Source organism: Pseudomonas sp. PDM05, from assembly GCF_014851685.1.
GTDB lineage: Bacteria > Pseudomonadota > Gammaproteobacteria > Pseudomonadales > Pseudomonadaceae > Aquipseudomonas.
Map to the genome: position 1 here is coordinate 1 of NZ_JACVAC010000001.1, position 14,482 is coordinate 14,482.

Here is a 14,482-nt window from a genome sequence, read left to right on the forward strand (position 1 = left end):
GCTCGACAGCTCCCACAGGGAATAGGGTTTGCAGGCTGTGTCAGGTGTACACAGTTAAAAAATGTGGGAGCTGGCTTGCCTGCGAAGGCGGCGGATCAGGCAACATCTCTGCCTGCCGTGCCGCCGCTTTCGCAGCCTCGCCAAGGCTCGACAGCTCCCACAGGGAATAGGGTTTGCAGGCTGTGTCAGGTGTACACAGTTATAAAATGTGGGAGCTGGCTTGCCTGCGAAGGCGGCGGATCAGGCAACACCTCTGCCTGCCGTGCCGCCGCATTCGCAGCCTCGCCAAAGCTCGACAGCTCCCACAGGGAATAGGGTTTGCAGGCTGTGTCAGGTGTACACAGTTAAAAAATGTGGGAGCTGGCTTGCCTGCGAAGGCGGCGGATCAGGCAACACCTCTGCCTGCCGTGCCGCCGCCTTCGCAGCCTCGTCAAGGCTCGACAGCTCCCACAGGGAATAGGGTTTGCAGGCTGTGTCAGGTGTACACAATTAAAAAATGTGGGAGCTGGCTTGCCTGCGAAGGCGGCGGATCAGGCAACATCTCTGCCTGCCGTGCCGCCGCATTCGCAGCCTCGCCAAGGCTCGACAGCTCCCACAGGGAATAGGGTTTGCAGGCTGTGCCAGGTGTACACAGTTAAAAAATGTGGGAGCTGGCTTGCCTGCGAAGGCGGCGGATCAGGCAACATCTCTGCCTGCCGTGCCGCCGCTTTCGCAGCCTCGCCAAGGCTCGACAGCTCCACACAGAAGCTTGGGTTTGCAGGTTGGAACAGGCATACACCGTTCAAAATGGCGGGTGATGCAGGAAGCCCCAAGTGCCCGGATTCGGGGCGGCTTCGCCACCCGGCGCGGGGCGAGGCCGCTCACTACAAAAACGCTGGCGCCTGCACGGACAGTCATACACCTGCGCTACGCTCCTAAACCAAGGGCAGCAAATTCCGCCCGCTAACCTTCCGATTCGCCCCAAGTGCGGGCACAATGCGTGTCCTTTTTTGGCAGGCACCGCCGCAGGCTCTCAAAAATGATCAAAACGCCGTACTACCTCATCGATAAACAGAAGCTTCTGGTCAACATGCAGAAGATTGCTTACGTGCGCGAGCAGTCCGGCGCCAAGGCCCTGTTGGCGCTCAAGTGCTTCGCCACCTGGTCGGTGTTCGACCTGATGCAGCAATACATGGACGGCACTACGTCGTCGTCGCTGTACGAGCTCAAGCTCGGCCGCCAGAAGTTCGAAGGCGAAGCGCACGCCTACAGCGTGGCCTGGGCTGACGATGAAATTGAAGAGATGCTGGATAACTGCGACAAGATCATCTTCAACTCCATCAGCCAGTTGCAGCGCTTTGCCGAACGTTCCGCAGGCAAGACCCGCGGCCTGCGCGTGAACCCCCAGGTCAGCAGCTCCGACTACCTGCTGGCCGACCCGGCGCGTCCGTTCAGCCGCCTGGGCGAATGGGACCCGGTGAAGATCGAAGGCGTGATCGAGCAGATCTCCGGCTTCATGTTCCACAACAACTGCGAGAACGGCGACTTCAGCCTGTTCGACAAAATGCTCGGCACCATCGAAGAACGCTTCGGCGCGCTGCTGCACAAAGTCGAGTGGGTCAGCCTCGGCGGCGGCATCCATTTCACCGGCGACGACTATGACGTGGACGCGTTCTGCGCCCGCTTGAAAGCGTTCTCCGCCAAGTACGGCGTGCAGGTCTACCTGGAACCCGGCGAAGCGGCGATCACCAACAGCGCCTCCCTGGAAGTCACCGTGCTCGACACCCTCTACAACGGCAAGAACCTCGCCGTGGTAGACAGCTCCATCGAAGCCCACCTGCTGGACCTGCTGATCTATCGCCTCAACGCCAAGCTGGCGCCGAGCGATGGCGAACACACCGTGATGGTGTGCGGCAAATCCTGCCTGGCCGGGGACATCTTCGGCGAGTATCAATTTGATCGTCCGCTGGCCATCGGCGATCGGCTGTCGTTCATCGACACCGCGGGCTACACCATGGTCAAGAAAAATTGGTTCAACGGCCTGAAAATGCCGTCCATCGTAGTGAAACAACTCGACGGTACAGTCGAGGTGGTTCGTGAATTTGGTTACGACGACTACCTGTCCAGCCTTTCGTAAGCTGGCGGATATAGGAGAAAGAAAGCAATTGAAAAAGAACGTTCTTATCATTGGTGCAGGAGGTGTCGCCAAGGTGGTGGCCCACAAGTGCGCGCAGCACAACGACGAACTCGGTCGTATTGCTATCGCGTCGCGCAACATCTCCAAATGCCAGGCCATCATCGACAGCGTCAAGGCCAAGGGTAGCCTCAAAGTACCCGCCGAAATCAAAGCCTTCGCGCTGAACGCCCTGGACGTGGAAGCGACCAAGGCCCTGATCCGCGAGACCGAATCGCAGATCGTCATCAACGTCGGTTCCTCGTTCCTCAACATGTCGGTCCTGCGGGCCTGCATCGACACGGGCGTGGCTTACCTCGACACCGCCATCCACGAAGAGCCGGGCAAGGTCTGCGAGACTCCGCCGTGGTACGGCAACTACGAATGGAACCACCTGGAAGAGTGCAAACAGAAGAACATCACCGCCATCCTTGGCGTGGGCTTCGACCCGGGTGTCGTCAACGCATATGCCGCGCTGGCGCAGCAACAGCATTTCGACCGCATTGATTCGATCGACATTCTCGACGTCAATGCCGGCTCCCATGGCAAATACTTCGCCACCAATTTCGACCCGGAAATCAACTTCCGCGAATTCACCGGACAGGTGTGGAGCTGGCAGAACAGCCAGTGGACCAGCAACACCATGTTCGAAGTCAAACGCACCGATGACCTGCCGGTTGTCGGTTCGCAGAACCTGTACCTGACCGGCCACGATGAAGTGCACTCGCTGTCGAAAAACCTCGACGTGCCCAACGTGCGTTTCTGGATGAGCTTCGGCGAACACTACATCAACGTGTTTACCGTGCTGAACCAGCTCGGCCTGCTCTCCGAAAAACCGGTCACCACCGCCGAAGGCCTGGAAGTCGTGCCGTTGAAACTGGTCAAGGCCGTACTGCCCGACCCGTCTTCGCTGGCGCCCGGCTACACCGGCAAGACCTGCATCGGCGACCTGGTCAAGGGCACCAAGGATGGCAAGGCACGCGAAGTGTTCATCTACAACGTAGCCGATCACGAAGAAGCGTTTGCCGAGACCGACAGCCAGGGCATCTCCTACACCGCAGGCGTTCCGCCGGTGGCCGCAGCGCTGCTGGTCGCCCGTGGCGAGTGGGACGTGCAACGCATGGCCAACGTTGAAGAACTGCCGGCCGAGCCGTTCCTGAAAGCACTGGATGTGATGGGCCTGCCGACCCGGATCAAGGACGAGCACGGTGATCGTGCGTGGGATGCGATTGCCTGACAGGCGATAGCGGACCGAACAAAAAATGCGCCTTCAGGGGCGCATTTTTTGTTTGGGGAAAACACAGCCCTCATGACCAATCAGATCAAATGTGGGAGCTGGCAGTGCCTGGGCGATCTTCAGCCGAACACTCACTATCCAGCAACACCGATCCACTGTGGGAGCGGGCTTGCCCGCGAATGCGGTGGGTCAGTCAAGGGTAGGCTGGCTGACACACTGTCATCGCAGGCAAGCCAGCTCCCACATTTAAATATCAGTGCCTGTTGTTCCAGGTTACGAGCTGAATGGCTCAGCGCTCTTGAGCACTGCAACAACGCCCGCTCACGACACAACACGTTTGCAAGAGAGATCCGTGCGGGCAGGACATAGACGCCACAAAGCGCCTGGGCTATCTTCTGGCGCCCTCTCACAGACCCGGAACAGGAAGTTACCGCTTGAGCACGTCATCCCTACTGCGCGGCCGCACCTTCGCCCTCCTCGCGGGCATCGCCTTTATTGCCGTGGACCAACTGGTCAAACTGCTGGCCCTGGTGTCGCTGCAAACCCAGAGTTTCAAATTCGGCTTCAACCCGTTCAATCTGGCGTTGGAACTGAGCCTGAATCCAGGCGCGTTCCTGAGCCTGGGCGCGGCGCTGCCGCCTCAGGTCAAACAACTGATCTTTATCGTCGGCGTGGCAATCGTGGTGGCCTGGGCGATGGGCTGGTCCTTGTCCAACTGGAGCCAACCGTTGCGCAAGGTCTTGCCGCTCTACGCCATTGCCCTGGGCGGTATCACCAACCTGATCGACCGTGTCTTCCGTGACGGCCACGTGGTCGACTACATGGTGCTGAATGTGGGCCCGACGCATACCGGCGTGTTCAACCTCGCCGACATCGCGATCACCGTCGGGGCGTTGTTCTTGATGCTGGATCTGTTTGTGAAGCCGCGCAAAGCCTAAGCTTCAAGGGGATTTACGGCAGTAACCGCAAATCCCCAAACCGTCAGAACACCGACCAGCCAATCCGCTCGCTCAACAACTCCAACGCCTTGATCCCCGCCAGCGAATTCCCCGCTGCATTCAACTCCGGCGACCACACGCACACCGTAAACTGCCCAGGCACCACCGCAACGATCCCGCCGCCTACGCCGCTCTTGCCGGGCAAGCCTACGCGATAGGCAAAGTTGCCCGCCTCGTCATACAGCCCGCTGGTGGCCATGATCGAGTTGACCTGCTTGGTCTGGCGCGCGGTGAGGATCTGTTCGCCGCTGTGGGCGCTCACGCCTTCGTTGGCCAGGAAGCTGAACGCCTTGGCCAGATCCAGGCAACTCATTTGCAGCGCGCAATAGTTGAAGTAGCTGTGCAGCACCGCGTCCACATCGTTGTGGAAGTTGCCGAACGATTTCATCAGATAGGCCATGGCCGCATTGCGTGCGCCGTGCTGGGCTTCCGATTCGGCGACAGTGCTGTTGACCAGGATCTGCGGGTTGCCCGACAGCCGCCGGACAAAATCGCGCATCGACAGGATCGGCACCGCGAAGCGCGACTGGTTGATGTCGCAGATCACCAACGCACCGGCGTTGATAAAGGGATTGCGCGGCCGACCACGTTCGAATTCCAGCTGCACCAGCGAGTTGAACGGCTGCCCCGATGGCTCGTGGCCCAGGCGCTCCCAGATGGTTTCGCCACCATGGTCGATGGCCTGCACCAGGCTGAATACCTTGGAAATACTCTGCACCGAAAACAGTGTTTCAGCGTCACCTGCACAGTAGGCCGTACCGTCGTTGCCGTACACGGCGATCCCCAATTGATTGGCCGGCACGTCGGCCAGCGCGGGGATATAGTCGGCGACTTTACCGAGGCCGATCAGTGGGCGCACTTCGTCGAGAATCGACGAAAGCATCACCTGCATGTCTTGTCCTGTCATCTGTCTTGGAATCATTGATAAGCGGGTCGCGGAGGATACTGCAATGCGCGCGCAAGCCCCACACAATCTCTACCACCCGCCCAAAGCTTGGGAGAAATGACCTGACCCGCCAAAAATGCAAAATACTGATACATAGCACAAAACATGATTCAACATTTTAATAATTAGGTTAGAACCAAACGGCATTTTACAGCCCCGCCCCCTGCCCCTACTTTGGATGCGAACTACCGACCCCCTGCCCGGTGGAGGTGCCCTTCCCGCACGATATAAGGACAGACCATGAGCATTGAATTCATCGGCTACATTGGCGGCCACCACGCTTCCGAGATCCACCCGCGCAGCGGCCCGACCCTGCAACCGGATTACGTCGAAACCGTGGCCCGCGCCCACGAAGAGGCCGGCTTCGACCGCGCCCTGGTGGCGTTCCACTCCAACAGCCCGGACAGCACGCTGATCGCCTCCCACGCCGCCAGCGTCACCGAGAAACTGCAATTTCTCATCGCCCACCGCCCAGGCTTCGCCCAACCGACGTTGGCGGCACGCCAGTTCACCACCCTCGACGTGTTCAACGGCGGGCGCACCGCCGTGCACATCATCACCGGCGGTGACGACCGCGAACTGCGCGCCGATGGCAGCCATATCGGCAAGGACGAACGCTACGCACGCACCGACGAATACCTGAGCGTGGTGCGCCAGGAATGGACCAGCGAGCAGCCGTTTGATTTCGCAGGCACCTACTACCAGGTCGAAGGCGCGCACTCCACGGTGAAGTCGCCGCAACAGCCGCATATCCCACTGTACTTCGGCGGCTCGTCCGCTGCCGCCATTGCCGTCGCCGGCAAACATGCCGACGTGTACGCGCTGTGGGGTGAAACCTACGAACAAGTGCGCGAGATCGTCACCCAGGTGCGCGCCGAAGCGGCCAAGCACGGGCGTACGATTCGCTTCAGCCTGTCGTTGCGACCGATCCTCGCCGAGACCGAAGAGCTTGCCTGGGAGAGGGCTGACAGCATCCTGCAACAGGCCACCGTACTGGCCGAGAAGAATGGTTTTGTGCGCCGTGAACCGCCGAACGAAGGCTCGCGCCGCTTGCTCGCAGCAGCGGCGCAGGGATCGCGGCTGGATAAGCGCTTGTGGACCGGGATTGCCGGGCTGCTTGGTGCCCAAGGCAACTCCACTGCGCTGGTGGGCACTGCCGAGCAAGTCGCCGAAGCCTTGGTGGACTACTACGACCTGGGCATCACTACGTTCCTGATTCGCGGGTTTGATCCACTGAACGATGCCATCGATTACGGCAAGCGCCTGATCCCCCTCACCCGCCAGTTGATCGCCGAGCGCGAGCAGGCCCAGCAAGTAGCATAAGCAACAACACTGCAAAACAATGTGGGAGCTGGCTTGCCTGCGATGCAAACACCTCGGTTGTTCAGATGCACCGAGTTGATGCTATCGCAGGCAAGCCAGCTCCCACATTTTTAGATCTGCTGCGTGCCGAGAATCAGTTTTTGTAGTCGGTGTCGGTACGTTCCAACTGCCGCACCAGCGCATTCCAATGCCGCGCTACGCCCGGGCCTTCACCGCTGGCGTGCGCCTTGGCCTGCTGCTCGACTTTTTCCACCACTTCCTTGGGCGGAAAGATCAACTCCGCATTCCCCGCCGCCTGTGCCGCGACCTGGATATTGCACGCACGCTCCAACTGCTGCAGCTGCTGGAACGCATGCTCAACGCTGATGCCGGCGGTCAACAAGCCGTGGTTGCGCAGGATCATCACGCTCTTGTCGCCCAGGTCCGCCACCAGTCGCTCGCGCTCGTCCAGGTCCAGGGCAATGCCTTCATACCCGTGATACGCCACGCGGCCGGAGAAACCGATGGAGTGCTGGGAGATCGGCAGCAACCCGTCCTTCTGCGCCGACACGGCAATGCCGTCGCGGGTATGGGTGTGCAACACCGCTTGCAAGTCGTGGCGTGCGCCATGGATCGCGCTGTGGATCACGTAGCCGGCGTAGTTGATGCCCAGGCCGGTCGGGTCGTCGACAATAGTGCCGTCGAGGTCGACCTTGACCAGGTTGGAGGCGTTGATTTCATCGAACAACAGGCCAAAGGCGTTGATCAGGAAATGCTCGTCCGGGCCGGGGACACGGGCGGAGAAGTGGGTGTAGATGTGATCGGTCCACTTGTACAAGGCCGCCAGGCGGTAGGCGGCGGCCAGTTTGACGCGCACTTCCCATTCTTGCGCAGTGACACGCTGGCGGACATTGCTGGAAACGCTGGAAATCGAGGTGACGCTGCTCATGGCAAAACTTCCTGGAGGGCCTTAAGGACTTCCAGGCAAGCCTAGGGGATGGATAAAAATAATAAAAAGCACATTTTAATCTAAGCTAATTATTATTTTTTTTCATAACAAATCAGACAACAACACAGAACGAATGTGGGAGCGAGCCAGCCCGCTCCCACAATAAGCCGCGTTCACTGGGGTTATGCGGCGTCGCGGATCTTGTGCAGGGAAGCCGCGACCAACTTGCCAAACGCATCCACCGGCCCCTGCAAGTTGCCCAGGAAGTGCGGATAGATCAGCCACAAATCCATCACCGGCTTGAAATCCTTGAGCGGCATCACCGCCAGTTGCTCGCGATGGACGCTACGCTCCAGCAGCGGCCGCGGCACCAAACCCAGGCCCAGACCATCCGCCACCAGGCCCAATTGCAGCTCGGTGCCAAAGGTTTCCAGGTTCACCCGCAACGCCAGCCCCTGGTCGGACAAGGTGCGCTGCAACCCGGCGCGAAAACCGCAGCCATCCGGGTTCAAGATCCAACCGTTCTGATACACATCCGCCAGCTTGCAGGGTTTCTTTGGCAGTTGCGCCTTGGCGCACACCACCACCAGCTCCATCTTGCCGATGGACTCGCCGACCACGTTGTCGGGGAAGATCTTGCCCGCTGGGAACAACGCCGCCGCCGCATCCAGCTCGCCGCGTTCGATCTTGCCGACCAGTTGGCTGCCCCAGCCGGTGGCAACCTGGGCGCGCAGGTCGGCGTATTCGGTGCGCAGGTGCTTGAGCGCATCGAGCAGCACCACGTCGCCGATGGTCTGCGGCACACCCAGGCGCAACAGGCCGGTGGGCGGTGCGTCGGTGGCGACCAGTTCCCGCAGCGCATCCATCTCGCGCAGGATCAGCCGGCACTGCTCATACACGCGGGTGCCGATCAGCGTTGGCTTGAGTGGCTTGGTATTACGGTCGAACAGTTCCACCCCCAGCGCTTGCTCGAAGTTCTGTACGCGACGGGTGATGGCGGGCTGGGTCAGTTGCAAGGATTCGGCGGCATGGCTGATGGACTGGCAACGGATCACTTCGACAAAGGCGTCTATATCGTCAATTTTCATTTGGGCCGCACATAGAGATCAGTCATTAAGATGTGTGCGAAGCATAGTTGCAGGAACGCTATCTGGATAGTCCACGCTGTGATCGATAACGTCTAAGCCTAGTCAACCCAGTTCTAAATTACCTTCAGCTATAAGCTAATCATTAAAAAATAGCATATTAACTATAAACATTATGCTTATATAACTTCTATCAACACCGACTGATGGAATTGCCATGACCCAGGCCAAGCACCCCGAAAGACTCAGAGCCTTTATAGGCGCCCTGGCGGAACTGATCGACGGCAATCCACGCGAAGGCGACCTGCTGCACCGTGGCGGCAAGCTACTGGCGCAATTGGTCAGCCATGATGACTGGCTGCCGGATGAATTCGCCCAACCCAACCCCGAGCGCTACCAGCAATTTCTGCTGCACGCCGATTCGCGCCAGCGCTTCAGCATCGTCAGTTTCGTGTGGGGGCCGGGCCAAAGCACGCCGATTCACGACCACCGGGTGTGGGGCCTGATCGGCATGTTGCGCGGCGCGGAGTTTTCCCAAGGCTTCGCACGTGCGCCCGACGGCAGCCTGGTCGCCGATGGCAAGCCGATTGAATTGGTGCCCGGCCAGGTTGAAGCGGTGTCGCCCAAGGTCGGTGACATCCACCAGGTGAGCAACGCCTACGGCGACCAGGTGTCCATCAGCATCCACGTGTACGGCGCCAATATCGGCGCGGTGCGCCGTGCGGTGTACCAGCCCGACGGCAGCGAGAAACCGTTTATCTCCGGTTATTCCAACGCCTTCCTCCCGAACATCTGGGATTTGTCCAAAGAAAAGAGCCCTGCCCTATGAGCACCGTATCGACCCTGAACTTCGCCCAGATCCGCCAGGCCCTGCTGGACCGTCACGAAATCGCCCTGGTCGACGTGCGTGAAGAGGCGCCCTTCGCCGAATCCCACCCGTTGTTTGCCGCGAATATCCCGCTGTCCAAGCTGGAACTGGAGGTGTACTCGCGCATTCCGCGGCGTGACACCCAGGTCACCGTGTACGACAACGGCGAAGGCCTGGCTGCGCGCGCCGCCGAGCGCCTGGTCGCCCTGGGCTACACCCGGGTCAGCCTGCTCGACGGCGGCCTGGACGGTTGGCGCAAGGCCGGCGGCGAGCTGTTCATCGACGTCAACGTGCCAAGCAAGGCCTTTGGCGAATTGGTGGAAAGCCAGCGTCACACGCCGTCCCTGGCCGCCGAAGAAGTGCAGGCGCTGCTCGACAGCAACGCCGACGTGGTGGTGCTCGACGCCCGCCGCTTCGACGAATACCAGACCATGAGCATCCCCACCGGCATCAGCGTGCCCGGTGCCGAACTGGTGTTGCGCGCCCGTGAACTGGCGCCCGACCCGGCCACGCGCATCATCGTCAACTGCGCCGGACGCACCCGCAGCATCATCGGCACGCAGTCACTGATCAACGCCGGCGTGGCCAACCCGGTGTCGGCGCTGCGCAACGGCACCATCGGCTGGACCCTGGCCGGGCAGAAACTCGCCCACGGCCAATCGCGCCGCTTTGCGCCGACGTCGGAAGAACATCGCCAAGTGGCCGCGGCCGATGCGCGCCGCGTCGCCGACAGGGCGCGGGTCGGCCGCGCCACGCTGGCTGACCTGCACAGTTGGCAGCAACAGGCGCACCGCACCACCTACCTGTTTGATGTGCGCACCCCGGAAGAATTCGAAGCCGGTCACCTGCCGGGCGCACGCTCCACGCCGGGCGGCCAGTTGGTGCAGGAAACCGACCACGTCGCCAGCGTGCGCGGGGCGCGGATCGTGCTGGCGGATGACGACGGTGTGCGCGCCAACATGTCCGCCTCCTGGCTCGCGCAACTGGGCTGGGACGTGCATGTGCTGGACGACCTGCAAGCAGCGCACTTCAGCGAGCAAGGGGCATGGGTCGCACCGGTCCCGGCGCCGCCGCAAGCCGAGTTGATCAGCCCGCACACCCTTGCCGAATGGCAGGCACATGGCGACACCGTGGTGCTGGATTTCACCGCCAGCGCCAATTACGTCAAACGCCACATCCCCGGCGCCTGGTGGGTCCTGCGCGCGCAACTGCCCGCTGCCCTGGCAGAGGCGCCCGTGGCCGAGCGTTACGTGCTGACCTGCGGCAGCAGCCAGTTGGCGCGCCTGGCGGTGGCAGAAGTCGAAGCCATCACCGGCAAGCAAGTGTTCCTGCTCGAAGGCGGCACCGCTGCCTGGATCAATGCGCAACTGCCGCTGGAAGAAGGTGAAAGCCACCTCGCCTCGCCGCGCATCGACCGCTATCGCCGCCCGTACGAAGGCACCGACAACCCCAAGGAAGCCATGCAGGCCTACCTGGATTGGGAGTTCGGCCTGGTGGCCCAACTGGCCCGCGACGGCACCCATGGTTTTTTCGTCATCTGATCAACCCCACCTGCACCCACACCGGGTGCAGGCCCCACATCCGCCCCTTCTCCAGGCGCAAGCCGAGCCCAATCGGCCCGTTCGCGCCGTTCGGCTGTGGCGGTGCGTATGACTACACGCGCCTGGCGTGCAACTTCCGAGGCCGCTGAGATGACTGAGTTGAGCTGCGATGTAGTGATCGTCGGCGGCGGTTTGGCGGGCACCTGGGCCGCCATCGCTGCGGCCCGCGAAGGGGTCAAGGTAATCCTGGTGGACAAGGGCTACTGCGGCACCAGCGGCGTCACCGCCACGGCCGGCCCCGGCCATTGGTGGGTGCCACCGGGCGCGCGCGAAGCGGCCATCGACAAACGCCTGGCCACCGCCTACGGCCTGGCCGATGCACGCTGGATGGCCCGCGCCATCGACACCACCTGGACCAGCCTGCCGGGCCTGCGCGACTACTACGCCTTCGCGCAAAACGACCAGGGCGAAACCCAATACCGTGGCCTGCGCGGCCCGGAGTACCTGCGCGGCCTGCGTCGCCGGGTACTCGACAGCGGCGTGACGATCCTCGACCACCACCCGGCCCTGGAACTGCTGCGCGACGACAACGGCCGCGTGGTCGGTGCCCGTGGCTGGCGGCGCCAGGCCGGTGGCGACTGGTTGATCCGCGCTGGCGCAGTGGTACTGGCCACCGGCGGCTGCGCGTTCCTCTCGCGGCTGCTGGGCAACCACACCAACACCGGCGACGGCTACCTGATGGCCGCCGAAGCCGGTGCCGAACTGTCGGGCATGGAGTTTTCCAACTACTACTGCATCGCGGCGGCGGGCAGCAGCATGACCCGTTCGATGGTGTACAGCTTCGGCGACTACTTCGACGCAGCGGATCGACCCTTGGCGATCAGCGGCGGCCCCGGCTTTACCGAGGATTTGGCCCGGGCGCTGCTCAACGGCCCGGTGTATTGCCGCTTGAATCGGGTGCCTGCGGATATTCGTGCACAACTGCCGAGTATCCAGCCCAACCTGATGCTGCCGTTTGATCGGCACGGGGTTGATCCGTATCGACAGCGGTTTGCCGTGACCTTGCACCCCGAGGGCACCATCCGTGGGGTGGGCGGTTTGCGTTTGCTGAATGACGACTGCCAGACCAGCGTGCCCGGCGTATTCGCCGCCGGCGACGCGGCCAGCCGTGAACCGATTGCCGGTGCGACGTCCGGGGGCGGTGCGCAGAACTCGGCGTGGGCGTTGTCCACGGGGCAGTGGGCTGGGCGGGGAGCGGCGCGATTGGCCAGGCAGCGCGCGGCGTATCACGGTGCAGTGCGCGGCTTTGATGGCGTTGCCGGCGGCAGCGCGCAGTTGATTCAACGCATCCAGGCCGAGGTTCACCCGCTGGACAAAAACCTCTTCCGCAGCGGCGCGCAACTCGACCGCTCACTGCGCGAACTCGACAACATCTGGGATCAGGTGCGCGCCACCGCCCCCTCAACCAACCCCCTGCGCGACCGCGAAACCGCCGCCATGGCCGCCACGGCGCGCTGGTGCTACACCGCAGCGGCGCAGCGCAAGGAAAGCCGTGGCATGCACCAGCGCAGCGACACACCGCAGCAAAGCGCCCTATACGACGCGCACTTGCGCATATCCGGCGTCGATCAGGTGCACACACGTTTCGACCCCATCCCCCCTAACCCCACACAACCCATGTAGTGAGCGGGCTTGCCCGCGCTGGGTGGCGAAGCCGCCCCAAACCCAGGCACCTCGGCCTTGCTGATACACCGCGGCGTCTGGATTCGGGGCGGCTTCGCCACCCGGCGCGGGGCAAGCCCGCTCACTACAGAATGAGGTAATTATTGGTGATTGAACTGATCTACTCCGACCTCTGCAACGGCTGCGGCCAATGCGTCACCGTGTGCCCCACCAACGTGCTGGCGCTGAGCCCCCAGGGCAAACCCCGGATCGCCGACCAACAGGCGTGCCAGACCTGCTTCATGTGCGAGCTGTATTGCCGCAACGACGCACTCTACGTCGACCCGGACGCCGAACAACTGCGTCACCCCGATGCGCAGGCAGTGCGCGCGGCGGGGTTGTTGGGCCAGTATCGGCGGGATTCGGGGTGGGATGAATGGAGCAATGATCCTGCGCACCGCAACGAACACTGGCGCATGGATGGGATATTTGCGTTGGCGCGGGAGGTTGGTAGTGGTTTGAAGCAATAACGCTGATTTCAAACCTGCTGATCGATATAAGGTGATTGAAAGACCTCAAATGCAATAAGAGAATAATCAAACTATTAATAATAAATTATTTTGATAATTACCATATAACCAAAAAGAACTTCACAGCGAGTTTTTATGGGCTTAACGTTAAACCACTCACCGACCCCTTCTCCAGGCGGAGGTAGCCGAACCCTTTCTTGATCTGCCTGGAGCCTGCATCCCATGGTCTTTACCACCCCTTTCAAACGCCTGCTCCTGGGCACCGCCCTCGCCCTTGGACTGCTCGGCACAGCCGGCGCCGCCGACCTGCAACCGCTGCGGGTGGCCAATCAGAAATCGACGATCAAGGCGCTGCTGGAAGCCTCCGGCGAAACCAGGAATGTGCCTTACGAAATCCAGTGGTCGGAGTTCCCGTCCGCCTCGCCCCTGGGCGAAGCCTTGAACGCGGGGGCTGTGGATATTGGTGCGCTTGGTGACGCGCCCTACGTGTTTGCCCTCGGTGCCGGTGCCTCGCTCAAGGTGGTCAGCATCATCCACGCCGAAGGGCGCAACACCACCGCGCTGCTGGTGCCCAAGGACTCGCCGATCAAGACCGTCGCCGACCTCAAGGGCAAGAGGATCGTCACCGGGCGCGGCTCCATCGGCCACTACCTGGCGATCAAGGCCCTGGCCGAGGCCGGCCTGACCACCAAGGACGTGCAGTTCATTTTCCTGCTGCCCAGCGAATCACGCCTGGTACTGGACAACGGCACGGCTGACGCCTGGTCGACCTGGGACCCCTACACCACCGTGGTCACCTCGCAAAGCCAGGCCCGCGTGCTGGTCAGCGGCAACCAGCTGCTGAGCAACCACCTGTACCTGGCAGCCACCAGCCAGGCCATCGCCGACAAGCGTGTGCAGTTGGACGACTTTGTCGCCCGCCTCGACCGTGCCTACGCCTGGGCCAACACCCACCCCAATGAATACGCCGCCGCCCAAGCCAAGATCACCGGCCTGCCGCTGCAAGTGCATGTGGAAGTGGCCAAGGACACCCGCCTGACCCCAGTGGCGATTGACGACAGCGTTATCAGCGGCCTGCAAGCGACCGCCGACACCTATCAAAAAGAAGGCCTGCTGACCAAACACATCGACGTGTCGCAGGGTTTCGACAAGAGCTTTAACGCCAAGCGTGCCCCCAATTCCCAAGCATCGCGCTGATAAAAAGCATCGCGC

The 14,482-nt window shown here is 61.7% G+C and carries 12 protein-coding genes; 9 read left to right on the forward strand and 3 right to left on the reverse strand.

Annotation, left to right across the window (positions count from 1 at the left end):
- Positions 1-1,018 precede the first annotated feature (1,018 nt).
- The 3 genes from IB241_RS00005 to lspA all read left to right on the forward strand — a co-directional run bounded on the left by IB241_RS00005 (position 1,019) and on the right by lspA (position 4,327).
- Positions 1,019-2,116 (forward strand): carboxynorspermidine decarboxylase, encoded by a 1,098-nt coding sequence (locus IB241_RS00005; RefSeq protein ID WP_192296390.1) that lies wholly within the window; start codon positions 1,019-1,021, stop codon positions 2,114-2,116.
- A 28-nt stretch (positions 2,117-2,144) separates the two neighbouring features.
- Positions 2,145-3,389: a saccharopine dehydrogenase family protein gene (locus IB241_RS00010; protein ID WP_192296391.1), complete on the forward strand. Its 1,245-nt coding sequence runs from the start codon at positions 2,145-2,147 to the stop codon at positions 3,387-3,389.
- 434 nt (positions 3,390-3,823) lie between these two features.
- Entirely contained in the window at positions 3,824-4,327 is a 504-nt protein-coding gene (gene lspA, locus IB241_RS00015; protein WP_192296392.1) for a signal peptidase II, read from the forward strand.
- 43 nt (positions 4,328-4,370) lie between these two features.
- On the opposite strand, the gene glsB is transcribed toward lspA, so the two are convergent.
- Complete coding sequence (glsB, locus tag IB241_RS00020) at positions 4,371-5,279, reverse strand: glutaminase B (RefSeq protein WP_192296393.1); 909 nt, start codon at positions 5,277-5,279, stop codon at positions 4,371-4,373.
- A 294-nt stretch (positions 5,280-5,573) separates the two neighbouring features.
- Between glsB and IB241_RS00025 the strand changes: the two genes are divergently transcribed.
- Entirely contained in the window at positions 5,574-6,656 is a 1,083-nt protein-coding gene (locus IB241_RS00025) for an LLM class flavin-dependent oxidoreductase (protein WP_192296394.1), read from the forward strand.
- A gap of 133 nt (positions 6,657-6,789) precedes the next feature.
- Here the strand turns inward: IB241_RS00025 and IB241_RS00030 are convergent, their stop codons facing one another.
- Both IB241_RS00030 and IB241_RS00035 read right to left on the reverse strand, forming a co-directional pair.
- On the reverse strand, positions 6,790-7,584 hold the full coding sequence (locus tag IB241_RS00030) for a class II aldolase/adducin family protein (protein WP_192296395.1): 795 nt from the start codon (positions 7,582-7,584) through the stop codon (positions 6,790-6,792).
- Positions 7,585-7,766: 182 nt separating this feature from the next.
- Complete coding sequence (locus IB241_RS00035) at positions 7,767-8,672, reverse strand: LysR family transcriptional regulator (protein ID WP_192296396.1); 906 nt, start codon at positions 8,670-8,672, stop codon at positions 7,767-7,769.
- A gap of 214 nt (positions 8,673-8,886) precedes the next feature.
- Here IB241_RS00035 and IB241_RS00040 point away from each other — a divergent pair, with 214 nt between their 5' ends.
- The 5 genes from IB241_RS00040 (at position 8,887) to IB241_RS00060 (ending at position 14,467) form a co-directional block, all read left to right on the forward strand.
- Positions 8,887-9,498 (forward strand): cysteine dioxygenase, encoded by a 612-nt coding sequence (locus IB241_RS00040; RefSeq protein ID WP_192296397.1) that lies wholly within the window; start codon positions 8,887-8,889, stop codon positions 9,496-9,498.
- Positions 9,495-11,078, forward strand: a complete 1,584-nt coding sequence (locus tag IB241_RS00045; RefSeq protein WP_192296398.1) for a rhodanese-related sulfurtransferase — start codon at positions 9,495-9,497, stop codon at positions 11,076-11,078. Before IB241_RS00040 ends, IB241_RS00045 begins: the two co-directional genes overlap by 4 nt.
- 150 nt (positions 11,079-11,228) lie before the next feature.
- Positions 11,229-12,761 carry an FAD-dependent oxidoreductase gene (locus IB241_RS00050; protein ID WP_192297208.1) on the forward strand — a complete coding sequence of 511 codons (1,533 nt, stop codon included), beginning with the start codon at positions 11,229-11,231 and terminating at the stop codon, positions 12,759-12,761.
- Positions 12,762-12,907: 146 nt separating this feature from the next.
- Positions 12,908-13,270: a ferredoxin family protein gene (locus tag IB241_RS00055; RefSeq protein ID WP_192296399.1), complete on the forward strand. Its 363-nt coding sequence runs from the start codon at positions 12,908-12,910 to the stop codon at positions 13,268-13,270.
- A gap of 222 nt (positions 13,271-13,492) precedes the next feature.
- Complete coding sequence (locus IB241_RS00060; protein ID WP_192296400.1) at positions 13,493-14,467, forward strand: ABC transporter substrate-binding protein; 975 nt, start codon at positions 13,493-13,495, stop codon at positions 14,465-14,467.
- Positions 14,468-14,482: the final 15 nt, after the last annotated feature.

Excerpts from the sequence above, each read along its gene's own strand:
- IB241_RS00005 (WP_192296390.1), top strand. The coding sequence starts at position 1,019 with ATGATCAAAACGCCGTACTACCTCATCGATAAACAGAAGCTTCTGGTC.
- glsB (WP_192296393.1), bottom strand. The coding sequence starts at position 5,279 with ATGCAGGTGATGCTTTCGTCGATTCTCGACGAAGTGCGCCCACTGATC.
- IB241_RS00025 (WP_192296394.1), top strand. The coding sequence starts at position 5,574 with ATGAGCATTGAATTCATCGGCTACATTGGCGGCCACCACGCTTCCGAG.
- IB241_RS00030 (WP_192296395.1), bottom strand. The coding sequence starts at position 7,584 with ATGAGCAGCGTCACCTCGATTTCCAGCGTTTCCAGCAATGTCCGCCAG.
- IB241_RS00035 (WP_192296396.1), bottom strand. The coding sequence starts at position 8,672 with ATGAAAATTGACGATATAGACGCCTTTGTCGAAGTGATCCGTTGCCAG.
- IB241_RS00040 (WP_192296397.1), top strand. The coding sequence starts at position 8,887 with ATGACCCAGGCCAAGCACCCCGAAAGACTCAGAGCCTTTATAGGCGCC.
- IB241_RS00045 (WP_192296398.1), top strand. The coding sequence starts at position 9,495 with ATGAGCACCGTATCGACCCTGAACTTCGCCCAGATCCGCCAGGCCCTG.
- IB241_RS00050 (WP_192297208.1), top strand. The coding sequence starts at position 11,229 with ATGACTGAGTTGAGCTGCGATGTAGTGATCGTCGGCGGCGGTTTGGCG.
- IB241_RS00060 (WP_192296400.1), top strand. The coding sequence starts at position 13,493 with ATGGTCTTTACCACCCCTTTCAAACGCCTGCTCCTGGGCACCGCCCTC.